The organism is Streptomyces sp. NPDC058880 (assembly GCF_042742535.1).
Lineage (GTDB): Bacteria > Actinomycetota > Actinomycetes > Streptomycetales > Streptomycetaceae > Streptomyces.
The window spans coordinates 1-22,819 of the sequence record NZ_JBHYMC010000048.1; the positions used below are offsets into that span (position 1 = coordinate 1).

Annotated in this window: 18 protein-coding genes, 1 tRNA gene and 1 riboswitch; of the genes, 11 read left to right on the forward strand and 8 right to left on the reverse strand. The window is 72.5% G+C overall.

Translation table 11 applies throughout. From position 1 onward, the window contains the following. Positions 1–449 precede the first annotated feature (449 nt). Positions 450–1,124 carry a (2Fe-2S)-binding protein gene (locus ACFW2G_RS23865; protein ID WP_384454234.1) on the forward strand — a complete coding sequence of 225 codons (675 nt, stop codon included), beginning with the start codon at positions 450–452 and terminating at the stop codon, positions 1,122–1,124. A gap of 143 nt (positions 1,125–1,267) precedes the next feature. On the opposite strand, the gene ACFW2G_RS23870 is transcribed toward ACFW2G_RS23865, so the two are convergent. Together ACFW2G_RS23870 and ACFW2G_RS23875 are read right to left on the reverse strand one after the other, a co-directional pair. Beyond that, entirely contained in the window at positions 1,268–3,040 is a 1,773-nt protein-coding gene (locus ACFW2G_RS23870) for a S8 family serine peptidase (RefSeq protein ID WP_384681042.1), read from the reverse strand. Between the two features lie 276 nt (positions 3,041–3,316). Continuing rightward, a complete protein-coding gene (locus ACFW2G_RS23875; protein WP_384584304.1) occupies positions 3,317–4,702 on the reverse strand; it encodes a cation:dicarboxylate symporter family transporter in 1,386 nt (461 codons plus the stop codon). A 105-nt stretch (positions 4,703–4,807) separates the two neighbouring features. Here ACFW2G_RS23875 and ACFW2G_RS23880 point away from each other — a divergent pair, with 105 nt between their 5' ends. Together ACFW2G_RS23880 and ACFW2G_RS23885 are read left to right on the forward strand one after the other, a co-directional pair. Then, positions 4,808–6,436, forward strand: coding sequence for an ATP-binding protein (locus tag ACFW2G_RS23880; RefSeq protein WP_384584301.1), 1,629 nt, complete (start codon positions 4,808–4,810; stop codon positions 6,434–6,436). After that, complete coding sequence (locus ACFW2G_RS23885) at positions 6,433–7,137, forward strand: response regulator (protein WP_384454226.1); 705 nt, start codon at positions 6,433–6,435, stop codon at positions 7,135–7,137. Before ACFW2G_RS23880 ends, ACFW2G_RS23885 begins: the two co-directional genes overlap by 4 nt. On the opposite strand, the gene ACFW2G_RS23890 is transcribed toward ACFW2G_RS23885, so the two are convergent. From ACFW2G_RS23890 to ACFW2G_RS23900, 3 genes are all read right to left on the reverse strand, one after another. Beyond that, the gene (locus ACFW2G_RS23890; RefSeq protein WP_037917222.1) at positions 7,092–7,940 is read right to left on the reverse strand and encodes a tyrosinase family protein; all 849 of its coding nucleotides are present in this window, start codon (positions 7,938–7,940) and stop codon (positions 7,092–7,094) included. The two genes, ACFW2G_RS23885 and ACFW2G_RS23890, sit on opposite strands and share 46 nt — an antisense overlap. After that, positions 7,937–8,326, reverse strand: a complete 390-nt coding sequence (locus ACFW2G_RS23895) for a tyrosinase cofactor (protein ID WP_037917224.1) — start codon at positions 8,324–8,326, stop codon at positions 7,937–7,939. The genes ACFW2G_RS23890 and ACFW2G_RS23895 overlap by 4 nt, the downstream gene beginning before the upstream one ends. A 220-nt stretch (positions 8,327–8,546) precedes the next feature. Next, entirely contained in the window at positions 8,547–9,776 is a 1,230-nt protein-coding gene (locus tag ACFW2G_RS23900) for an erythromycin esterase family protein (protein ID WP_384584298.1), read from the reverse strand. Positions 9,777–9,834: 58 nt separating this feature from the next. On the opposite strand from ACFW2G_RS23900, the gene ACFW2G_RS23905 reads away from it, so the two are divergent. The 4 genes from ACFW2G_RS23905 (at position 9,835) to ACFW2G_RS23920 (ending at position 13,820) form a co-directional block, all read left to right on the forward strand. Continuing rightward, a complete protein-coding gene (locus tag ACFW2G_RS23905; protein ID WP_384584295.1) occupies positions 9,835–10,566 on the forward strand; it encodes a TioE family transcriptional regulator in 732 nt (243 codons plus the stop codon). Between the two features lie 73 nt (positions 10,567–10,639). Continuing rightward, positions 10,640–12,031: a glutamate decarboxylase gene (locus ACFW2G_RS23910; protein ID WP_384584292.1), complete on the forward strand. Its 1,392-nt coding sequence runs from the start codon at positions 10,640–10,642 to the stop codon at positions 12,029–12,031. Positions 12,032–12,040: 9 nt separating this feature from the next. Next, positions 12,041–12,856: a class I SAM-dependent methyltransferase gene (locus tag ACFW2G_RS23915; RefSeq protein WP_384584289.1), complete on the forward strand. Its 816-nt coding sequence runs from the start codon at positions 12,041–12,043 to the stop codon at positions 12,854–12,856. A gap of 55 nt (positions 12,857–12,911) precedes the next feature. Further along, positions 12,912–13,820 (forward strand): NAD-dependent epimerase/dehydratase family protein, encoded by a 909-nt coding sequence (locus ACFW2G_RS23920; RefSeq protein WP_384584286.1) that lies wholly within the window; start codon positions 12,912–12,914, stop codon positions 13,818–13,820. A 10-nt stretch (positions 13,821–13,830) separates the two neighbouring features. Here the strand turns inward: ACFW2G_RS23920 and ACFW2G_RS23925 are convergent, their stop codons facing one another. Together ACFW2G_RS23925 and ACFW2G_RS23930 are read right to left on the reverse strand one after the other, a co-directional pair. Further along, complete coding sequence (locus ACFW2G_RS23925; RefSeq protein ID WP_384584283.1) at positions 13,831–15,420, reverse strand: sigma-70 family RNA polymerase sigma factor; 1,590 nt, start codon at positions 15,418–15,420, stop codon at positions 13,831–13,833. 531 nt (positions 15,421–15,951) lie between these two features. Then, positions 15,952–17,289 (reverse strand): glycoside hydrolase family 18 protein, encoded by a 1,338-nt coding sequence (locus ACFW2G_RS23930; protein ID WP_384456273.1) that lies wholly within the window; start codon positions 17,287–17,289, stop codon positions 15,952–15,954. Between the two features lie 200 nt (positions 17,290–17,489). Between ACFW2G_RS23930 and ACFW2G_RS23935 the strand changes: the two genes are divergently transcribed. The 4 genes from ACFW2G_RS23935 to ACFW2G_RS23950 all read left to right on the forward strand — a co-directional run bounded on the left by ACFW2G_RS23935 (position 17,490) and on the right by ACFW2G_RS23950 (position 20,736). Continuing rightward, positions 17,490–17,566 (forward strand) — tRNA-Trp (locus ACFW2G_RS23935). Positions 17,567–17,761: 195 nt separating this feature from the next. Beyond that, a riboswitch (cobalamin riboswitch) is annotated at positions 17,762–17,842 on the forward strand. A 61-nt stretch (positions 17,843–17,903) separates the two neighbouring features. Continuing rightward, the gene (locus ACFW2G_RS23940; RefSeq protein ID WP_037917241.1) at positions 17,904–18,893 is read left to right on the forward strand and encodes an ABC transporter substrate-binding protein; all 990 of its coding nucleotides are present in this window, start codon (positions 17,904–17,906) and stop codon (positions 18,891–18,893) included. Next, on the forward strand, positions 18,857–19,918 hold the full coding sequence (locus ACFW2G_RS23945; protein WP_384584310.1) for a FecCD family ABC transporter permease: 1,062 nt from the start codon (positions 18,857–18,859) through the stop codon (positions 19,916–19,918). Before ACFW2G_RS23940 ends, ACFW2G_RS23945 begins: the two co-directional genes overlap by 37 nt. Beyond that, the gene (locus ACFW2G_RS23950; protein WP_384584280.1) at positions 19,915–20,736 is read left to right on the forward strand and encodes an ABC transporter ATP-binding protein; all 822 of its coding nucleotides are present in this window, start codon (positions 19,915–19,917) and stop codon (positions 20,734–20,736) included. Before ACFW2G_RS23945 ends, ACFW2G_RS23950 begins: the two co-directional genes overlap by 4 nt. An 81-nt stretch (positions 20,737–20,817) precedes the next feature. On the opposite strand, the gene ACFW2G_RS23955 is transcribed toward ACFW2G_RS23950, so the two are convergent. Beyond that, complete coding sequence (locus ACFW2G_RS23955) at positions 20,818–22,641, reverse strand: CocE/NonD family hydrolase (protein ID WP_384456267.1); 1,824 nt, start codon at positions 22,639–22,641, stop codon at positions 20,818–20,820. Between the last annotated feature and the right edge of the window lie 178 nt (positions 22,642–22,819).

Genomic DNA, 22,819 nt, shown 5'->3' on the forward strand with positions numbered 1-22,819 from the left:
CAGCCCACGTCAGGGCAGACAGAAGCACCCCCGGCGCGCGCCACGGGATTTACCACGCCCCCGGCGCGCACCGAAGGTGCGCTGGATCGCTGACCTGCGGCGATGCGGGGACAGTCCGATGCTGCCGGGCGAGGCCCCGCGGGCCGGTCCCGCGGACGTCCCCGACGGCGCCCGCCCGCCGGGCCGGGGCCGGACGGGCGGCCGTCGGCGGGGTGCCGGAGGGCGGTCGGACTGCGATGCGCACGCGACTGCGCCACCCGGGTCCGCAGGGGTCCTCGCGCCGGGCGGCAGGCACCCCGGCGGCCCGGTCGGAAGCCGGTGCGAAACTCCGACGGGAGACCGCCGAACGGTTGATCCCCGGCGCCGCTGGAGCCGTCGGCGGTCCCGGCCCCACCGCCCGGAGGGTGACGTGAGCACGCCCGTGCGCGGGGCCTGAGATCATGCCCCGTATGGACGACGTACTGCGGCGACTGGCCGACGTGGGCCCCTTCTTCACCGTCGCGTACGGGGAGCAGCCGCCGGAGCCCGGCTTCCGGCCGCTCACCGCGCTGTACGGCGGGCACCTCGGGCCCTACGTGGCCGAGGTGGGCCGCCGGATCGGCAGCGGACCCGGGAGGGTCGCCGCCTCGACGGCCCAGTTCGGGATCGCCTCGCGGCTGTGGTCGCTCGGACTGGGGTGCGCGGCCTTGGCCGGCCAGGTGCCGGACCTCGCCGCCGACCGGGTGTGGTGGCAGCTGCCGGAGGCGGGGTCGCTCCGGTTCTGGCTGCCCGCGCCCGCCGCCCGGCCCGTGGAGGACCTCGGGGAGTCGGTCCTGGGGAACCTCGCCCTGCTGGAGGCGGGGCTGCGGGAGCGCTACGGCCTGTCGCCGACGGTCATGCGGGGGAACACGGCGTCCGGGCTGGTCGGTGCGCTGCGGGTGCTGATCGACCGGGTCCCGGCCGGCGCCGCCCTCGGGCTGGCGCGCGGCCTGCTGGCCGACGGTGGGGCGCTCGCGGGCACCGGTACGTTCGTCCATGAGCAGGGGCTCGGCGTGGCCTTCGTACGGCGCAGTTGCTGCCTCTACTACCGGGTCCCCGGCGGGGGCCTGTGCGGCGACTGCGTCCTGCGTACCCGGCGCGGCTGACCGGACCGGGGCGCGGCCCCCGTCCGGCTGTGCGCGGCCCGGTCGGCCGCGCACCCGCCGGGATCGCCCGGAACCGGTGAGGGCCATCGGGGAGCGGTTGCACCGCTCCCCGATGGCCCTGCGGCGGATCCCTGCGTCAGACCTCAGAAGGTCAGGTTCCAGGAGTCGATCTTGCCGCTGTCGCCGCGGGCGTTGTCGTTGACCCGGAGCTTCCAGGTGCCGTTGGCGACCTCGGAGGAGGCGTTGACGGTGTAGACCTGGTTGATGTTGTCGGTGCTGCCGCCCGAGCGGTTGTGGAGCGTGTAGACGGAGCCGTCCGGGGCGATCAGGTCGACCTTGAGGTCACCGATGTAGGTGTGGACGATGTTCACACCCACCTTGAGGGCGGACGGGGCGTTGCCGGTCACGCCGCTGACGGTGATCGGGCTCTCCACCGTGGTGTAGTCGCTGATGGCGTAGTCCGCGGTGCTCTCGAAGTACGTGCCGGGCTGCGGGGTGCTGCCGACCGCCTTGAGGGCGTCGACCTGGCCCTCGCCGAAGAAGCCGTTCTTCGCCGTGGTGCCCTTGCAGCGGCTGTCCGACGGGCAGGCGACGTCGTTGGCCTGAGTGGCCAGCTTGTCGCGCAGCTGCGCCGGGGTGATCCCCGGGTTGGTGCTGGCCAGCAGTGCCGCCACACCGGCCACGTGCGGCGAGGCCATCGAGGTGCCGCTCATGGAGCCGTACTTGCCCCCCGGCAGGGTGCTGTAGATGCCGGTGGAGTCTCCGCCGGGAGCCGTGACGTCGATGACGTTCAGGCCGTAGTTGGAGTACGAGGCCTTCGCGGTGGTGCCCATCGCCGAGACGGTGACCACGCCCGGGAGCTCGGTCGGGATGTCCAGGCAGGCGTTGGTGATGGTGCGCCTGACCGGCGTCGAGTCGTTCGGGCTCTCGGTGTCGGTTGTCTTGTTGGCGAGGTCGATGTTGGAGTTGCCGGCCGCCGCGACCTGGAGCGAGCCCTTGCCCTCGGCGTACTCCTGGGCGCGCTTGACGCCCTCGATGATCGCGGCCTGGTCGGCGTTGTCCGGGCAGTTGAACTGCCACGGGTCCGTGTAGTAGCTGTTGTTGGTGACCTTGAAGCCGTGGTCGCCGGCCCACATGAAGCCGCAGATCGTGTTCTCGGCGAAGAACAGCGAGGAACCCGGCTCTGCGATGCGCACCGATGAGATCTTCACGCCCGGGGCCACGCCGATGACGCCCTTGCCGTTCTTGGCGGCGGCGACCGTACCGGCCACGTGGGTGCCGTGGGTGCCGACGTCGCGCCAGGCACCCGTACGGGTGTCCGGCTTGCCGTAGGCGCAGGACGCGGAGTCCGCGGCGTTGAAGTTCGGGGCCAGGTCCTGGTGCTGGTCGTCCACACCGGTGTCCAGGATGCCGACCTTGACGGAGGCGGAGCCCGTGGTGACGGCCCAGGCCTGGTCGGCCTTGATCTGGGTCATGTCGGCGCGGACCGGCTCGCCCGAAGGCGTCGCGGACTGCGTGGGATTGGCGGGCAGCGCCGGGTTGTAGGCGTCCGCCGGCACGTCCGAGGTGCGGGTGGCGCCGACCTGCTGGACCCCGCTCACGCCGCGCATGGTGGCGGCGAAGGAGGCGGAAGCGGAGTGGGCGGTGATGACGCCGATCGCGTCGTAGTGCTGGAAGACCGTTCCCCCGTTGGCGGTGACCGCGTTGCGGACCGCCGTGGTGTCACCGGGGGCGGTGATCACCAGGTAGGCGCGGGTGCCGGCAACCCAGGTCGCACTCTGGGAAGCAGGGGCCGCGGCCTTGGGCGCCGCCGCGGGGGCGGGGGCGGGGGAGCCGGACGGAGAGACCGGAGCGGTGCCGGCGAGCGCGGCGGGCGCCCCGAAGGCGAGGGCCGCGCCGAGGGTGGCGGCCAGCACGAGGGTACGCCGAGGTCGGCTGGATATGTGGGGTATCAATGCGTCCTCCGTTGACCCGGTGGTCAGGCCGGGCCGTACGAAACAAGTGGTGGACGCAAGATGTCATGCACGCGGCCGGTTGCGGAAGTACCTTTTACAGCACCGGGGTTCGTTTATCGGTGGCCGAATTCCGACTATGGGTGCAAGTGCGGAGAATGCGACGGGCCGGCCGGGCGGGGCACCGTGGGGGCGAGCCCTGCACGACCGGCCCGCCGAGGGCGGACCGGTCGGGGAGCCCTAGACCGGCACGCCGTCCTCGGGGCGGTGCGCCGGGACCGTCGCGGCGGGGGCGGCGACCGGAGCCGCGGCCGGTGCGGCCGGCTGCGTCCCGTGCCCGTCGTCGACCAGCGTCTTCTCGTCGAAGGGCAGCCGTCCTGAGAGGACTTCGCAGGCCCGGTCGCGGTCGAACTCCTTCGTCCAGGTGCCGATGAGCACGGTCGCGACCGCGTTGCCCGCGAAGTTCGTCAGGGCCCGCGCCTCGCTCATGAACCGGTCGATGCCCACGATCAGGCCCACTCCGTCCACCAGTTCGGGCCGGTGCGACTGGAGGCCCCCGGCCAGGGTGGCCAGACCCGCGCCGGTCACGCCGGCCGCACCCTTCGACGCGATGACCATGAACAGCAGCAGCGAGATCTGCTCGCCCAGGGCCAGCGGCGTACCCATGGCCTCGGCGACGAACAGCGAGGACATCGTCAGGTAGATCGCGGTCCCGTCCAGGTTGAAGGAGTACCCGGTCGGCACGGTGATGCCGGTGACCGGGCGCGAGACGCCCAGGTGTTCCATCTTCGCGATCAGCCGCGGCAGCGCCGACTCCGACGAGGAGGTCGACAGGATCAGCAGGAACTCCCGGCCCAGGTAGCGCAGCAGGGCGAAGACGCTGACCCCGGTGCACACGCGCAGCAGGGTGCCCAGCACCAGGAAGACGAAGAGCAGGCAGGTCGTGTAGAAGCCGATCATGATGACGGCAAGGGACTTCAGGGCGTCGATGCCGGTCGCGCCGACCACCGCGGCGATCGCCCCGAAGGCGCCCACGGGAGCTACCCACATGATCATCGCAAGCACTCGGAACACCAGCTTCTGCACGTGCCCGATGCCCCGCAGCACCGGTTCGCCGGCCGCGCCCATGGCCTGCAGGGCGAACCCGCACAGCAGTGCCACCAGCAGCGTCTGGAGCACCTCGCCCCCGGTGAAGGCGGAGACCAGTGTGGTCGGGATGATCCCCAGCAGGAACTCCGTCGTGCTCTCGGCCCCGCCCGCCTTGGCCTGCGCCTCGCCCGCGCTGCGCGCCGCCTCCGTCAGTTGCAGCCCGCTGCCCGGCTCCAGGAGGTTGCCGACCAACAGGCCGATGGCCAGTGCCACCGTGGACATGACCATGAAGTAGCCGAGGGCCAGTCCGCCCACGGCGCCCACCTTGGCGGCCTTGCGGACCGAGCCGATGCCCAGCACGATCGTGCAGAAGATCACGGGCGAGATCATCATCTTGATGAGGTTCACGAAGCCCGTGCCGAGCGGTTTGAGCTCCACGGCCACGCCGGGTGCGGCGAACCCGACCGCGATGCCGAGCAGCACCGCGGCGATCACCGCGATGTAGAGATAGTGCGTTCTGTCGCGCCTGGCGGCCACGATGCCTCCTGGTGGTGAAGTCGTCCGGGGAGACCATCACCCAGGGCTGTGACCCCGGTCACCCTTGCGTTCATTGAGTTCACGACCCGGTGCACACTGAGCGCCATGTTCCGCCTCCCTCGTCCGCCGCGCAGCCTCGCCGGCCAGCTCTTCGCCATGCAGGTACTGCTCGTCGCCGTGGTCGTCGCCGGCTGTGCCGTCTTCGCCTACGCCACCGCCCGGGGGCAGGCCGAGGAGGCCGCCGCGCGCCAGGCCGGGGCCGTGGCCCGCGCGGTCGCGGACTCGCCCTCCGTGCGCGAGGCCGCCCGGGGAGCGGCGCGCGGGACGGACCCCTCGGCCGAGCTCCAGCCCTATGCGCAGAAGGTCCGGGTGGACTCCGGGGTCGACTTCGTGACGATCATGGCTCCGGACGGCAGGCGCTGGACCCACCCCGATCCCCACCGGATCGGTGAGCCCTTCCTGGGCAACACCGCCCCGGCCCTGCGCGGCGAGACCTTCAGCGAGACCTACACCGGCACCCTCGGCCCCTCCATCCGCGTGGTCACCCCACTCGACGACGACGGCCGGATCATCGGTCTGGTCAGCGCGGGAATCACCGTCCGAGCCGTCAGCGACCGGCTCGGCGCGCAGCTCTCCGCGCTGGTGTGGGTCGCGGGCGGAGCGCTCGCCCTCGGCGGCGCCGGCACGTACGTGGTCAACGCGCGGCTGCGCCGCCACACGCACGGCATGAACGCGGCCGAGCTCAGCCGGATGTACGACTACCACCAGGCGGCCCTGCACGGGGTGCGCGAGGGACTCCTCATGCTCGACGGGCAGCGCAGGATCACCTTGATCAACGATGCCGGTCGCGAACTGCTGGGCCTGCCCGGCGACGTCACCGGAACGGGTGCCGCCGACCTCGGGCTGCCGACGCCCCTCACCGGTGTACTGCTCGCCGACCGGCCCCGGGTGGACGAGGTGCACCTGACCGCGGACCGGGTGCTGGTGGTCAACAGCTCGCCGGTCGCCGGCGGCGGCCGCCGGGGCACCGTCGTGACCCTGCGCGACCACACCGAACTACAGGCCCTGACCGGTGAGCTGGACCACGAGCGGGGATTCACACAGGCACTGCGCTCCCAGGCCCACGAGGCGGCCAACCGGCTGCACACCGTGGTCTCCCTCATCGAGCTCGGCCGTGCCCGGGAGGCGGTGGACTTCGCCACGGCCGAGCTGGAGCTGGCGCAGGCCCTCACCGACGAGGTGGTCACCGCCGTGGGCGAGCCGGTACTCGTCGCGCTGCTCCTGGGCAAGGCCGCCCAGGCGCACGAGCGGGGTGTCGAACTCGCCGTGACCGCCGACAGCCGCAGCCTGGCCGACCTGGCAGGCCTGCCGCCGGCCCGCGATCTCGTCACCGTGCTGGGCAACCTCATCGACAACGCCGTCGACGCGGTGGCGGCCGTCCCCGGGGCGCGGATCGCGGTCACGCTGCGGCCCGAGCGCGACGGGTTGCTGCTGCGGGTCGCGGACAACGGGCCCGGACTGCCCGAGGGGGGCGACGTGTTCCGCAGGGGCTGGTCCGGCAAGGGTGAGGGCCGCGGCCTCGGCCTCGCGCTCGTCGCCCAGGTGGCTCAGCGCTACGGCGGCGCGGTGGTCGCCGCGCAGGGGCCGGGCGGCGGTGCGGAGTTCACCGTACGGCTGCCCGCCGCTCCCGAACGGGCCGCGGATCGGGCACCGGCCGCGCGGAGCCCGCGGTGAGCGGCGCAGAGGTGCGCGTGCTGGTGGTCGAGGACGACCAGGTCGCCGCCGACGCGCACGCGCTGTACGTCAACCGCGTGCCCGGGTTCACCGCCGTCGGAGCCGTCCATTCGCTGGCCGGGGCCACCCGGGTGCTGGAGCGCACGCGGGTCGACCTGCTCCTGCTGGACCTCGGTCTGCCCGACGGACACGGCCTGCGCTTCGCGCGTGGGCTGCGCGCCGCCGGGCATCCGGTCGACGTGATCGTGGTGACCTCCGCCCGGGACCTGGCCGTGGTCCGCGAGAGCGTTTCGCTGGGCGTGGTCCAGTACGTCCTGAAGCCCTTCGCCTTCCCGACGCTGCGCGAACGGCTCCTGCGCTACGCCGAGTTCCGGCAGGCGGCGGGCGAGGCGGCCGGTCAGGACGACGTCGACCGGGCGATGGCGGCGCTGCGCGCGCCACGCCCGGCCGAGCTCCCCAAGGGGCTGAGCGCGCCGACCCTGGACCGGGTCGCCGCGCTGCTGCGGTCCGCGTCCGAGGGGCTGACCGCGGCGGGGGCGGCCGAGGCGGCCGGGATCTCCAGGATCACCGCCCGCCGTTACCTGGAGCACCTGGTGGAGAGCGGCCGGGCGGACCGGACCCCGCGGTACGGCCAGGTCGGCCGCCCCGAACTGCACTACCGCTGGCTGGCGGCGGCGACCGGTTCGGTGTCGAACGTGTAGAACTTCCGGTGGTCCAGCATGTCCGCCGGGGTCACGTCGTTCCACGGCCGCATGGTGTCGTTCAGGTCCACCACGTTCGTGGTGCCCGCTGCCGGCAGGTAGGCGGACTGCGGGTGCTTGGCCTGCCAGTCCGCCCACAACTTGTCGACGAAGGCGTGGTGCATCCAGAACACCGGGTCGTTGGGGGAGACGCCGGTGGACATCTGCCCGCCGACCCACACGTGCACCCGGTTGTGCAGGTTGACGCCGCGCCAGCCCTCCAGGTGGTTGCGGAAGCCGTTCGAGGAGCTGTTCCAGGGAGCCATGTCGTAGACCGGCATGGCTAGGACGGAGTCCACCTCGGCCCGGGTCGGCAGCTGGGCAACGCCCGCACCCAGCGTGCGCCGCAGGTAGGGACGCCCGTCCACGCGCACGTTGATGTTCCAACGGCCCGTCGAGTAGGCGAAGGGGCCGTCGAGGACCTGCCCGTCGCGGGCCCGGCCGGTGCCGCCGAGGAAGTCGGGGGCCCAGAGGGAGGAGCGGGTGGTGCGGTCGGCGGTCCAGTCCCAGTAGGGGAGTGCGACGCTCGCGTCCACCCGCTGCAGCGCCGCCTCGAACTCCAGCAGGAAGCGGCGGTGCCAGGGCAGGAAGGAGGGGGAGCGGTGGCCGACGCGGTCGCCCGAGTCGGTGTCGCTCATGATGAAGCCGTTGTGGGTGGTCACGAAGCGGTCGTAGCTGCCGTCCCGCTTGAGCTCCAGCAGCGCCGAGGTGAAGGCGCGCTTCTCGTCGGAGGTCAGGGAGGCCTGGTTCTTGCGGACGGTCATGCCGCACCGCCGAAGGGGACGAGGGGAGCGCCCTGGAGGTCGCGGACGGCGGCGCGGGCGAGGAGCTTGGGCTCGGTGAACGTCTCGTAGTGGTTGATCACGCTGATCCAGCTGCCGTCGGCGTTGCGCATGATGTGGAGTTCTCTGCCGTCTATCCGGACGGTGGGTTGGCCGGCTGAGTGGTGGCCGCCGTGGTGGCCTCCACCGCCCGTGCTGATCTGGATGCGGCGGCCCTGGTAGACCTCGTCGACCGTGCCCGGGGGTGTGGAAACGGCCGGGGTCGCGGCGGCGCTCGTGGCGACGCTCGATGCTGCGGCGGTCAGGCCGAGGACGGTGAGTGCACCGGCGGTTGTCCCCAGAGCCTGACGGCGGGTGATCTTGTTCATGCCCGAAGAGGTATCAGCGCTCGGAGGAGACGTGGCCGGTATCCGGACATCGGCGGACAAGTTGCCGGTAGAACCAGTTGGATGATCTTCCCGTCCGGGCCGGCTCCTGAGGTCCGGACGGGAAGATCTGTGGGAATGAGCCTACTGGGCGGTAAGTTCTCCTGTGGGGCGGGGGTCGTATGAACGGTGTCACACGGGAGAGTCGGCCGGAAGCGGAGTGTCAGCGCGCCGGCGAGATGGCCGCCGGGCGGCCCTGCGGGATGTCCTTGATGAACACGAGCCCGTCGGTCATCGGCAACTGGGCGGCCTCGAAGGGGGCGTAGCCGAACCAGGCGGACGTGCGGGGTGCGGTCGGCGTCCCCGCGAGGGCGGCGCCGAGCGCACGGGAGTCGACCACGCAGAGGTCGTTCGGGAGCGCGTACAGCAGGCCTTCCAGCGTGCCCGACTGCGGGGTGTCCACCCCTCGGTGCCGGATCGTGCCCAGGGCCGTCGCGAAGAAGGCGTACTGCCCGCCCAGGTGTGCGCTTGCGATCGCACCCGCGCTCCACCACTCCAGGGGCAGGTCGCCCATCCGCATCGCGCTCCTGCCCCGCTGGAGGTGGCTGTTGTGGGCGTGGACCAGGGTGGGGCCGCGCCGGGCGAGGGCGAGGAGGTTCTCGGCCATCATCAGGTCCCGCAGGCCGACCAGCCGCGCCATGCGGCCGGGTGAGGTGTCGGCCATCCAGCGGTGGTAGCCCAGTAGGCCGGTGGCCGTGCGTCCGTGGAGGCGAGCCCGCTCCCACTCCTCCCGCGACGTCGCCCCGATCAGGTGCGGCGTCTGCGCTTCGAGCAGCGCCGCGAGGTCGTCGGCGAGCAGGCGCAGTTCACCGGCCCCGGCGGAGCGGCCCGCGGACCGGGCCGGATCCGTCATCGCGGCCGGCTCGGTCCACCGTGCGTCGGTTCCGAGCAGGCGGTCGAGCGTTTGCCCGGTGCACGGGAGCAGGGCGGCGTCGACGTGGTGGGCGAGGTAGTCGTACAGCGCGGTGAGGGCCTTGCGGGGGCTCGCGGCTCCGGTGATCTCCAGCGGGCCGTCGATGCCGGCGAAGCGGAGCCGGTCGGCCGCGGGCCGGCCGTCGTTGTACGCCCGCATCCAGCACACGAGTTCGCGGTTGGCCGCGGACTCGCCGAAGCCGTGGGTGAACCCGCTCTCCATGACCTCGTCGAGGCCGCCCGTGCCGGAGGTGACGTAGGCGTCGACGCGCAGTGCCGCCAGGCAGTCGCTCTCGATCGCGATCGTCCGGTAGCCCTCCTCCTCGACGAGCTGCCGGAACAGCTCGTTGCGGACGTCGAGCAGCGCGTCCTCTCCGTGGGTGGGCTCGCCCAGCGCGAGCACCCGCGGCCGGGTGGTGAGCAGCCCCATGACGGCGGCGGCCTCGACGGTGTGGACGGTGTCCTTGATGCCGATATCCATACCTTCAACGCTATCGTTGAAGTTCCGGTTGAGAGTTTCCCGCCATATCATGGGGTTAATGCGGAAGAACCTTAAAAGCGGTGTGCGGCTGAGGCCGGTCGATCTGGCGCGCGGCCACGGCCTGTCCACGCAGGCGATCAGGAACTACGAAGAGGCCGGCATCCTCCCGGCCGCCGACCGCACGTCCCACGGCTACCGCACCTACACCCCGCTGCACGCCCGCGCCCTGGACGCCTTCCTCGCCCTGGTGCCCGGCCACGGCCACCGGACGGCGGCGTCGATCATGAAGGCGGTCAACGAGGGCGTGCTCGACGAGGCGTTCCGCCTCATCGACGAGAGCCACGCCCAGCTGCTCGACGACCGGCGGACCCTGTGGGCCGTGGAGAGCGCCCTGCGCGACCTGGCGCCCCTCACGGAGGTTCCCGCATCCGGTGACACGTTCATCGGGCCGCTCGCGAAGCGGCTCGGGGTCCGCCCCGCGACCCTGCGCGCATGGGAGCGTGCCGGGCTCGTCCAGCCACGGCGCGACCGGCAGACCGGCTACCGCGTCTACGACGCGGCCGCCGTACGGGACGCCCGCCTCGCCCACCAGCTCAGGCGCGGCGGCTACCGGCTGGAGCAGATCGCCCCGCTGCTCACCGAGGTCCGCTCGGCCGGCGGCCTGGAGCCCCTGGACGCGGCCCTGGCCACCTGGCGCGAACGTCTGTCGGCCCGCGGCCGGGTCCTGCTGGCCGGCGCCGCCGAGCTGGACGGCTACCTCCGCGCCGCCGACCGACGGACCGGCGGGTGACCCGCCAGTCACCGCCCCGCGTCACCGTCCGAAGTGCCGGTGAATGGCGACTTTATTCACTTATAGTCCCGATATGGCCCTGCATGAGACGAAGGACGCATCCCGCCAGGACGCCGACACGGACGTGTTCGCGTCCACGTTGAGCGGGCAGATCCTCCCCAAGTACCGGATTCCGGAGGACCACTCGCCCACCGAGGTCGTCTACGAGCTGCTCCGCAACGAGCTCCTGCTCGACGGCAACGCCGCCCAGAACCTCGCGACCTTCTGCACCACCTGGTCGGACGAGGGTGTGCACCGCCTGATGAACGTCTGTCTCGACAAGAACATGATCGACAAGGACGAGTACCCGCAGACCGCCGAGATCGAGTCCCGGTGCGTCAACATCCTGGCGGATCTGTGGAACGCCCCGGCCGGCACCACCGCCACGGGATGCTCCACCACCGGCTCCAGCGAGGCTGCCATGCTCGGCGGCCTCGCCCTCAAGTGGCGCTGGCGCGAGCGCCGCCGCGCCGAGGGGCTCTCCACCGACCGCCCGAACCTGGTCTGCGGGCCGGTCCAGATCTGCTGGGACAAGTTCGCCCGGTACTTCGACGTCGAGCTGCGCCAGGTCCCGCTGGAGCCCGGCGCCACCGGCCTGCGGCCCCATCAGCTCGCCGAGTACGTCGATGAGAACACCATCGGCGTCGTCGCCATCCTCGGCGTCACCTACACCTGCGACTACGAGCCCGTCGCCGAACTCGCCGCCGAGCTCGACCGGATCCAGGCCGAGCACGGCTGGGACATCCCCATCCACGTCGACGGCGCGAGCGGTGGCTTCGTCGCCCCCTTCCTCCACCCCGACGTGGTCTGGGACTTCAGACTGCCGCGCGTCGCCTCCGTCAACACCTCCGGCCACAAGTACGGACTCGCGCCCCTCGGAGTCGGTTGGATCATCTGGCGCTCCGCCGACCTGCTCCCCGCGGAGCTCGTCTTCAAGGTGGACTACCTCGGCGGCGACATGCCGACCTTCGCCCTCAACTTCTCCCGCCCCGGCGGTGAGGTCATCGCCCAGTACTACCTCTTCCTGCGCCTCGGCCGCGGCGGCTACGCCAGGGTCCAGCAGGCCTGCGCCGACACCGCCCAGTACCTGGCCCGCCAGATCGCCGACATGGGCCCCTTCACCCTCCTCTACGACGGCAAGGGGGCCCTGCCCGCCGTCTCCTACACGCTCACCGACCCGGCCTCGGCCCCCTTCACCCTCTACGACCTCTCCGACCGGCTGCGCATGCGCGGCTGGCAGGTGCCCTCCTACCCGCTGCCCGCAGACCGCGACGACACCGTCATCCAGCGCGTCCTGGTCCGGCACGGCGTGACCCGCGACCAGATCGCCCTGCTCGTCGAGGACCTGCGCCGGGCCGTGGAGCACCTGACGGCCTCGCCCCCTCCCGCACCGGCCACCGCACCCCGCTCCGGTTTCCACCACTAGGCGCGGCGGATGGACGCGGGAGGCCCGTCCGACGTCTGGGCGCGGGGCGACGCCTACGAGCGGTACATGGGCCGGTGGAGCCGCCGGGTCGCCGAGCTGTTCCTGGCGCGGCTGGGCGCCCCGGCCGCCCTGCGATGGCTGGACGTCGGCTGCGGCACCGGGGCGCTGACCTCGCAGGTCGCGTCCCGGTGCCGGCCGCGCACCGTACTGGGACTCGACCGGTCCGGGGAGTTCGTGCGCGCCGCCCGGGCCGCCGCGCCCGTGCCCGCCCGCTTCGCCGTCGCCGACGCTTCGGCGCTGCCCCTATGCGACGCGGTGTTCGACGCCGTCGTCAGCGGACTCGCCCTCAACTTCGTCGAACCGCCCGAGGCGGCGGTCGCCGAGGCCGCCCGGGTGGTCCGGCCCGGCGGGCTGGTCGCGGCGTACGTGTGGGACTACGCCGACGGCATGGCGCTCCTGCGCCTCTTCTGGGACGCCGCGGCCGCCGTCGACCCGGCGGCCGCCGCGCTGGACGAGGGCCGACGCTTCCCCCTGTGCCGCCCCGATCCGCTGCGCGCGCTCTGGACGGGGGCGGGGCTGACCGACGTGACGGTCGGCTCCGTCGAGGTGCCCACCGTCTTCACTGGCCTCGAGGACCTGTGGGAGCCGTTCCTCTCCGGTCAGGGACCTGCTCCCGGCTACGTCGCGACGCTCGCCCCCGCGGCCCGGGACCGGCTGCGCACCCGGCTCGCAGCGACCCTGCCCGCCGGCCCGGGCGGCTCGGTCCGGCTCACCGCACGCGCTTGGACGGTCCGGGGGAGGCGCCCACCCGGCCCGCCGCAGTGACACAGGTCACGCTACCGATGTGTCACATCCGCCACCGGCGGCCGGTCGTCCGGGTGTGACTGAAACCAAGAACGTCTTGCTGGCCGGGGCGAGCGGAGTCCTGGGACACCACATCGCCGCGGCGCTCACCCGCGCCGGCCACACCGTGACCGGCCTCGGCCGGGGTGCCGGATCCGACGTACGGGCCGATCTGCTGGACCGTGACGGACTGCTGCGCGCGGTCGCCGGCCTCCGGATCGACACGATCGTGCACGCGGCCACCGCCCTGCGCGAGGCACCGATGAGGCACCGGGAGATGTACGCCACCGACGACCTGCGGCTCATCGGGACCCGGCACCTGATGGAGGCCGCCCGCGAGCTCGGCGCCCGGCGCGTCATCGCCGAGTCGATGGTCTTCGGCTACGGCTACCGGGACTTCGGCCGGCACGTGGTCACCGAGGCGGGGGACCTCTTCGGCCCCACCGGCGACCGCGCGGTGGACCGCCACGTCGAGGCGATGCGGGTCAAGGAGCAGCTCGTACTGGAGGCGGACGGCATCGAGGGGATCGCCCTGCGGTTCGGCCTGTTCTACGGAGCAGGGGGCACGGAGGCCCTCGTGGAACTGCTGCGCCGCCGGAAGCTTCCGGCGGTCGCCGACCAGGGGCGCGTCCTGCCCTGGGTCGACCTGGCGGACGCCGGCCGGGCCGTGGCGCTCGCCGTCGAGGGAGGCCGGGCAGGGCAGGCGTACAACATCGCCGACGACACCCCGATGGGCTTCGGCGCGCACGTGAAGGCGGTCGCGGAAGCCTTCGCCACCCCCAGGCCGCTGAACGCGCCCAGCTGGCTGATGCGTGCCTACCCCTACGCCCACCGGATGGTCACGACGAACCTCCGGGTGTCCAACGCCAGGGCGAAGGCGGAGCTGGGATGGGCCCCGAGCCACCCCGACTGCGTCGCAGCGTTGCGCGCACTCGCCCGTGGCTGATTCGGGCCGCCTACCGCGCGCCGAAGTTCTGCGTCCACCAGGGGCCGCCCGCCCCCTGGTGGATGCCCACGCCGATGTCCTTGAAGGAGCAGTTGAGGATGTTCTCCCGGTGCCCGGTGCTCTTCATCCAGGAGTCCATCACCGACTTCGCCGTCTGCTGGCCCTTCGCGATGTTCTCGCCGTACGTCGACCAGCGGTAGCCGGCCGCCGTCGTGCGGTCCCCGGGGTCCTCGCCGTCCGGGTTGGTGTGGTCGAAGAAGCCCCGTGCGGCCATGTCGTCGGAGTGTTCCTGCGCCGCAGCCCGCAGCTTCGGGTCCTCCTTGAGGGGCCCACAGCCTGCCGCCGCCCGCTCGGTGTTGACCAGGGCCACCACCTGGCCGGTGATACCCGGCGGCGCGGGGGCCGGCTTGGGCGACGAGGCCCGCGGGCTGGGCGGGCTGCTGCGCCGCGGTGTGGGGCTCGGACTCGGCGAAGGGCTCGCCGGGGCGGAGGGGGACGGGGAGGCCGACTCCGAAGGGGTTCCGGCGGACTCCGTCGCCGAGAGGACGGCCACCGGCGCCGCGGACGCCCCGCCTTCGTCCTTCGGGCTCCCCGAACCGGGCAGGCCTCCGAGGTACACCAGGCCGCCGCCCGCGACGCAGGCGGCGACCACCGCGCCGCCGACCACCCGGCGGCGGCTCCGCCGCCGCTTGCGCAGCGCGCCCCGGCCACCGGTACCGGCCACCGGAGTGAGCTGCGTCGCCGCCTCACTGAATCCGCCGTCGGCGCCGTTCGCGGAGACCGCCTCGTCCGCGAAGGAAGCCGGGGCGAAGCCTGCCGTACGCACCCCCGCGAGCAGGGCCGCCGAGACCGGGACGAGGGCCAGCCCGGCCAGCAGCCCCTCCGCCGGGACCAGGCCGCTCCACAGCCCGGAGCACCGGACGCACTCGCGGGCGTGACGGGCTATTCGCTTGCGCCACAGCGCCGACGGCTGCCCGTCCCAGCCTGCCAGCACGGTCCGCAGCTCCCCGCATCCCGGTTGGGCGTCCAGGGCGCGCTCGACCACCCGCGCCGCCTCCAGCTGCGCCTTCATCCGCTGCACCCGGACCGCCGTGTGCTGGGGGGACAGCTCCAGCGCCGAGGCCACTTCCGCCCGGGTCAGCTCCCCGGCGCACTCCAGCCACCACAGCGACAGCAGCGCCCGGTCGTCGGGTTCCAGCCAGCGCGTCGCCCGGGCCGTCTCGCGTCGCTGGCCCGCCAGGTTGAGGCGTACGACGGTCAGGTCGACGAAGTCCGCGCCCGGGTCGGCCACGGCGCAAGCCGACTCCAGGGAGCTCTCGCCGAAGCCGCTCTGCCGGGCCTGCCAGTGCGCCCGCACCCGGTTCATCGCGATGGCCACCAGCCAGGACCGGAAGGACTCGTCCGCGCGCAGACCGCCCAGTCCGTCCAGGGCCCGCAGCATCGTGTCCTGCACCACGTCGTCCACGTCGCAGGAACCGTTCAGGGCCCGACCGACGATGTTGTAGACGAGCGGGAGGTGGGCGCCGACGAGCTCGTCCTGCGCGCGGGGATCGCCCCTGCGCGCCGCTGCCACCAGCGCTGCGGTGTGCTGAGTAGTCATGTGAATGTCCCTGTCCGTACCGGCGGTCGATGATGCCCGATGCATGGGAGACCGCGGAGGGGGGCCCCGATAACAGTTAATCGGAAGAATTTTCCCGGAGGCCATTTCCGGGCACCCACCGGGGTCACGGCAGGGGCGCCGGTGGCTCGGCCGCCGCGCGCAGGGAGGGCGCGTACGACGCGTTCTCCTCGTCGTCCAGGGCGCGGCCGCGGGGGCGGACTGCCTCCGCCTGCGCGCAGAGCGGCCGCCCGGCCGGACACCGGGCAGGGGCGGAGCGGTGAGCGGGCCCCCGACCGGGTCCACTCCGGTGGCACGGGTTGCGGATCAGTGACCCGGCCCGGCGGTGATGGTGGTGACGGCCGCCGCTTCGGATCGGCCGCCGCTTCGGATCGGGCGGCGCTTCGGATCGGGCGGCGTCAGAGGGCGGGGAGGCGGCCCGCCCGTGCCGTCGCGCCCGTCCGGGTCCTGCGGGGGGCGTACGTGGAGGGGCGCCGCCGGGCCGGACGGATCTCCACGGCCCGGCGGCGCCGGTCAGCGGCCCCGCAGGCCCCGGTCGACGGCCGTCATCAGCTCACCGTCCGCGGTGTCGGCGTCGAGCGACCAGAACATCGCCCCGCCCAGGCCCATTTCGCGGATGTATCCGGTCTTGACGCGCAGCACCCGGGGGTCGTCGTACGTCCACAGGGTGGTGCCGTCGAACAGCCAGGCGTGCCCGCCGCGCCGGTCCCGGTGGACCTGGTAGGCGCCCGAATCGGCGAGCTTCTTCAGAGCCTTGTAGTCCTCGTATCCGGCGGCCCAGGTGGCCGGGGCAGGTCCGGTGGCGGGCCGGCCCATTCCGTCCCCGCCGCCGGCGACTCCGGTCCAGCCCTGTCCGTAGAACGGCATGCCCATCACGAGCTTGTGCGCGGGCGCCCCGCGCCGCTTCCAGGCCTCGACGGTGCCGTGGACGCTGAAGTCGTCACGGGCGTACAGAGCGGACTGCTGTGCGGTCCGCGGTTCGCCGGAGACGTGGAAGTCGTATCCCTGGAGGTTGACGAAATCCAGGTCGCGCATGATCCGGCGGACATCGAAGCCGGCGTCGATCTTGGCGGGCGCGGTCGGGACGAAGGCGGTCAGCTCGTACCTGGCCTTCTTCCGGCTCCGTGCGTACGCGTCGAGCTGGGTGCGGAACTCCTTGACGAGCGCGGTGAAGTTGCGCTTGTCCTCGGGCCGGTACTTCGTGTCGGCGTCGCCCGCGGAGCCGGGCCACTCCCAGTCGAGGTCGATGCCGTCGAACACGTCGGCGGCGGCTCCGGCACCACCGCGCGTGCCGTCCTGGGGGAGGTTGCCCTTGATGTACAGGTCGATGCAGGACGCCACGAGGGCCTTGCGGGAGGCCGGGGTGAGCGCGGCGTCGGAGAAGTGGGTGGACCAGCTCCAGCCGCCCAGCGAGATCAGCACCTTCAGGCCGGGATGCTTGGCCTTCAGCTCGCGCAGCTGGTTGAAGTTGCCGGCGAGCGGCTGGTCCCAGGTGTCGGCGACCCCGTCGACGGAGTTCGCGGCATCGAGCGGACGGGCGTAGTCGGCCCAGGCGTCGGCCTTTCCGGGGACGTTCCCGGTGAAGCACCTGCCCTCCGCACTGACGTTGCCGAAGGCGTAGTTGATGTGGGTGAGCTTGCCGGCCGAGCCGTTCGCGTCGAGGTCCTGGACCTGGAAGTCTCGTCCGTAGACGCCCCATTGCGTGAAGTAGCCGACCTTCCTGTACGAGCGGCCCGACCCGCCTGCGGCGGAGGCGTCGCCGTCCGCGCCCACGGCAGCGGGGGCGAAGGCGGTCAGCAGGGAGAGGGAACAGGCGGCTACGGCCAGTCTGCCGAGCATGCTGCGGCGCATGGGCTTCCTTTGCGGAGGCGAGGAGTGGGCGTGGGCGCGTGCGGCTGTGCACGCCGGAAACTATTGGTCTGGACCAGGGTGGTCAAGGGGGCGGCCGGAACTCGACCCCACCACGGAGCTCTGCCGCTGACTCCGTTCGGCGGCGCGCCGGAAACCCGTTGGATCGCCTGGCCCGACCGTGCCATGGTGGGACGCGTCGAAGGGGTGTAGCTCAGTCGGTCAGAGCAACGGTCTCCAAAACCGTAGGCCGCAGGTTCGAATCCTGCCGCCCCTGCCATCGGTTCGGACCGCCGGTCCGCCGGGCCGGAGTCGTCGGGAACCCGGCCCGACGGCGCGTCGGCGGGAGTGCGCCGTACGGACCGGACCCGGCACGCACGGCGCCGTACCGCCCGCAAGTCCGGACTTCGGACGCCCGCCCCCCGCCCCACGTGCGGGTTCTGGCAGACTGGGGCGCACAACCAGGCGGTGCAGGACAGGAAACCGGTGCGATTCCGGTACGGTCCCGCCACTGTGACCGGCCGTCTCCGCGCGGGACACCGGGAGTCAGACACTGACGCACCGCCTCTGCCCTTCACGTCGACCAGGGGACGCGGATCCCCCGGAGAGGCCCCGCCATGTCGCGTTCCCGCGCCGCCCTGCGCGCGTTCACCCCCCTCGCACTCCTGATGTCCCTGACCGCCTGCGCCGGTACCCCCGGCGCCGGGCCGCAGGCAGCCTCGGCGGACGCCGCCCCCGGCTTCCCGTACACCGTCACCAACTGCGGTGTGAGCAGCACCTACCAGGCCCCGCCCCGGCGGGCGGTCACCATGAACCAGCACGCCACCGAGCTCTTGCTCGCCCTCGGCCTGGACGACCGCATCGCCGGCACCGCCTACCTCGACGACGCGGTACTGCCCGCCTACAAGCCGGCCTACGACAAGATCAAGGTGCTGGCCGAGGAGTACCCCTCCAAGGAGGTCCTGCTCGGCGCCGACCCGGACTTCGTCTACGGCGGCTATGCCAGCGCCTTCGACAAGACACAGGGCCGTGACCGCGAGGGCCTCGCCACGTCCGGCATCGGCTCCCGCCTCAACGTGGAGTACTGCACGGAGGGGGCCGTCGGCCTCGACCAGCTCAAGACCGAGATCACCGAGGTCGCACGGACCTTCGGGGTGCCCGACCGCGGAGCGCGGCTCATCGAGGACGAACAGCGCCGGATCGACGCCGTGACCGCACGCGTCAAGGACCGGCCCCGCCCGACCGTCTTCGCCTACGACTCCGGCGAGGCCACCGCCGCCACCTCCGGAGGCAACGGCGTGGGCAACGAGATCATCTCCCTCGCAGGCGGCACGAACGTCTTCGCCGACCTCGACGACACCTTCGGCGACGTCGCCTGGGAGAAGGTCATCGAGCGCAAGCCCGAGGTCGTCCTCATCTACGACTACGGCGGCACCACCGTCGAGGCCAAGAAACAGCGCCTGCTGGACGACCCTGCGCTCGCCGAGGTGCCCGCCGTCAAGAACCGGAGGTTCGTCGTACTGCCGCTGTCCTCGGCCGTCCTCGGCGTCCGGGTCGCCGACGCCGTGGAATCGCTGGGGAGCCAGCTCCACCCGAATCCCGCGTGAGGCTCCGCACCGGCGCGGTCCTCGCCGCCCTCGCCGCCGCGTTCGCCGTTTCGGCGGTCGCCGGCCTGGCACTGGGGCCCGTGCGGATCGCCCCCGACCGCGTGCTCGACATCGTCGTCCGAGGCCTGACGGGGGACCGGCCCGCCGGCGCCTTCGCCTCCATCGTGTGGGACGTGCGGATGCCGAGGATCCTCCTCGGCGCCGTCGTCGGTGCCGGCCTCGCGGTGGCGGGCACCGTGCTCCAGGCCCTCGTGCGCAACCAGCTCGCCGACCCGTTCCTCCTCGGAGCCTCCTCCGGGGCCTCCGCCGGAGCCGTCCTCGTGATCGTCTTCGGCACGGCCGCGGCCGGATTCGGCATGGGCGTACCACTGGCCGCCTTCGCGGGCTCGATGGCCGCGCTCGTCGCCGTCTACGCGATGGCCCGGCGCGGCGGCACCATGACCACGGGCCGGCTGGTCCTGGCCGGCGTGGCCGTCCAGTACATCCTGTCCGCCCTCACCAGCCTGGTCCTGGTGCTCGCCGCGCACCCCGACCAGATCCGCTCCGTGCTGTTCTGGACCCTCGGCGGCCTCGGCGGGGCACGCTGGGACGAGCTGGCCCTGCCGACCATCGCACTGCTCGTCGGCGGGGCCCTGCTCCTCACCCTCGCCCGGCCGCTCGACCTGCTCCTCGCCGGGGAGGAGGGCGCGCACACGCTGGGACTGGACACCGGACGTTTCCGCGCCGCGGTGTTCGTCCTGACCTCCCTCGTCATCGGCGTGCTCGTCGCGTGCAGCGGGGCCATCGGGTTTGTCGGACTGATGGTCCCGCACGCCGCCCGGATGGCCGTGGGCGCCGGCCACCGGGCGCTGCTGCCCGTCGCCGCACTGGGCGGGGCGGTGTTCCTGCTCCTGGCCGACCTGATCGCCCGCACGGCCGCCGCCCCCGAGGAGATACCGGTGGGGGTGGTCACCGCGCTCGTCGGCGGGCCGTTCTTCCTCTGGATGCTGCGTCGTTCCAGCCGTACCGAAGGGGCGACCGGGTGACCGGGAGCGGGCCGGCCCGGCCGGTGGAACTCGCGGTGGAGGGCGTGCGCTACGAGACCGACGGGCACACGCTGCTGCACGGGATCGACCTCACCGCCAAGCCCGGCGAGACGGTGGGAGTGGTCGGCCCCAACGGCAGCGGCAAAACCACCCTGTTGCGCTGCGTCCACGGGGCCCTGCTGGCGACCGCCGGGCGGGTGCTGCTGGACGGGGCCGACGCCCGCAGCCTCACCGTCAAGGAACGGGCACGGCGCGTGGCGGTGGTGCCGCAGGACGCGACCGGTACGTTCGGGCTCACCGTGCGCGAGGTCGCCGCCATGGGACGCAGCCCGCACAAGCGCTTCTGGGAACAGGACGGCCCGTACGACAGGCAGTGCGTCACCGCGGCTCTGGAGACCGTGGGGGCGGGTGCCTTCGCCTCCCGCCGCTTCGACGAGCTGTCCGGAGGTGAGAGACAGCGGGTCCTGGTGGCGCGGTCCCTCGTCCAGGACCCTGGACTGCTCGCCCTCGACGAGCCGACCAACCACCTCGACATCCGCTACCAGCTGGAGGTGCTCGGTCTGGTCAGGGCGCTGCCGGCCACCAGCCTCCTCGTCCTGCACGACCTGAACCTCGCGGCCGCCTTCTGCGACCGGCTCTACGTCCTCGCGGCCGGCCGGGTCGCCGCCTCGGGGCCACCGGCCGAGGTGCTCACCGAGGAACTGCTGGCCGAGGTGTATCGCGTGCGGGCCCGCATCGAGGTCCACCCCGACACGGGCGCGCCCAACGTCGTCTACCTGCCCGAGGCGGCGGGCTCCTGGCGGAGTGCTGCGGGGTGATGGACCGGGCCGGGACGGTGGCGAAGCCCAGGGTGACACCGTTCCCGGCCGACCCGGCCGGGGTGCTCCTGCCGTGCGGGGCTATCCCAGGGGCAGGACCAGGCGGGCGGAGGTGTCCTCGGCGGCGGTGAGCGTGATGCTGTGGGCAGCGCCGTCGCCCGCGTCGGAGTAGAGCTGGTCCTTGCTGTTCACCACGAGCATGAGCCGGTGGTTCGGGGCGAGGTCGTAGCCGGCGGCCTGGAGTTGCCAGGTGGCCCTGCGGTCCTCGCCGGGGGCGAGCTCTCGCAGCGTGAAGGGCTCGTGCGTGATGATGCGGGCGGTGTCGTCGGGGGCGACGTCGAACAGATAGGCCACCAGGGTCGCGTCCGGGGCGGAGCTGCGCACGGTCAGCGTGAGCTGGGGGACACCGCGGATGCGGCGGCCCGTCTGGAGCGGGCCGCTGGTCCATACGGCGAGGTGCCGGCGGTCGAAGGTGCCCGTGGGGTAGGGCTTCGGGTTGCCCTTCCACTCCGCCTGGCCCGTGGTGATGATGGCGTCGACCGCGGTGGCGGCCGTGATCTGCCCGGCCGTGAACTCCCGCTTCCAGCCCGTCTCCGGCGCGGTGCCGAGGCCGCCGTCACGGCGGTCCGTGGAGGAGGCGGTGAGGTACCAGGATTCGGTGGAGGCGGTGACGTCCGCCCAGGACTGCGCCGCTTCGCGGACGGCCGGTTCGGTGATGACGTGCTGGCCGGTCCCGGGGTCGGGCTCGGTCCGGTAGGTGAACATGATCTGGTTGCTCAGCGGCGTCCAGCCGGGAACGCCGTTGTCGGCCCCGAGCAGGTGGTGGTCGAGCCAGGCGAACGCCTCCTCGACGGGCAGGTTCGGCCCGCTGAACGGGATGGTGAGGCCGGCGCCCTCGGGCGCGGCGTGGTCGCCGATCCAGAGGTTGAGCCGCTTGGGCACGGTCAGCCGCTCGAAGTGCTCGATGGCCTGGTTGGCCGGGAACAGCGTTTCGTGCCAGGTGTTGGAGATGAAGGTGGGGACGCCGCGGGCGTTGGTCCGGTCGGCGTACGAGGACGGGGAGCGCTTCTTGCCCCAGGCCACCACGCCTTCGAGGTTCTCGCCGGCCAGGAAGTCCTCGAGGATCTGCCGGGTCGCCGGGTCGAACTTCCGCTCGATCGGCCCCCCGGTGAAGTCGATCAAGGCCTGTACGGCCTTCATGTGCCGGGTGTCGTTCTGGTAGAGGCTGTCGGCCAGGTCGCCCCACGTGCTCAGGGCCACGACCGCGTCCACGCGGCCGGTCGGGTCGTGGGCCGCCACCAGCTGGCTGATCCCGGACCCGTAGGACTCGCCGAGGAAGGCGATCTTGCTCGGTGCGAAGTGCTGCTGGGCGTAGTCGATGACGGTGGAGCCGTCGGCCCAGTCCGAAGGGCCGGCCACGTCGATCGTGCCGCCGGAGGTCCAGGGCGCGTCCGCGAAGGAGCCGTCTGAGACGGGGAAGGTGAGGCCAATGCCGCGCGGAGTGTAGGCCAGGACGTGGTAGCCGCGGAGCGCCAGCTGGAGGTAGGCGTACTCGAAGATGATCCAGCCGAACGGAGTCCAACCCGACGGCACGATCACCACTGGGCGGGGCTCCGAGGTGTTGAGCCTGATGGTGTGGGCGGAGAGACTCACGCCGTCGTGGGTGGTGATGCGGGGAAAGCCGAAGGTCGCCTTCTGCCGCACCTGTTCCGTCAGCCGCTGGAGTTCGGGGGTGAGCAGCGGGGTCTCGGCCGTCCCGTTCAGCGTGGCGACCAGCGCCTCGGCGACGTTGACGGCGTCCGGGTCCACGGACGTGGCCGAGGTGTAGATGCCCTGCCCGGAGATCCGGATCAACTGGGCCGCGGTGACGGGGGTGATCGGGTTGTCGTCCTGCGAGTGGCTCACGAAGTCGTCCTCTCGAAATCGCAGACCGGGCGTGCCGGTCGGTGCCGTGGGGATCCGTTCTAGCCCTGTCGGTGGACCTCGTAGCGCATATCAGGACATCTCCGCTCTTGGTGACGATCTGCGAGCTTCACTCGTCCAGACGGTTTGAACGCTCCCGGCCCGCCCGCGTCGAAGAAAA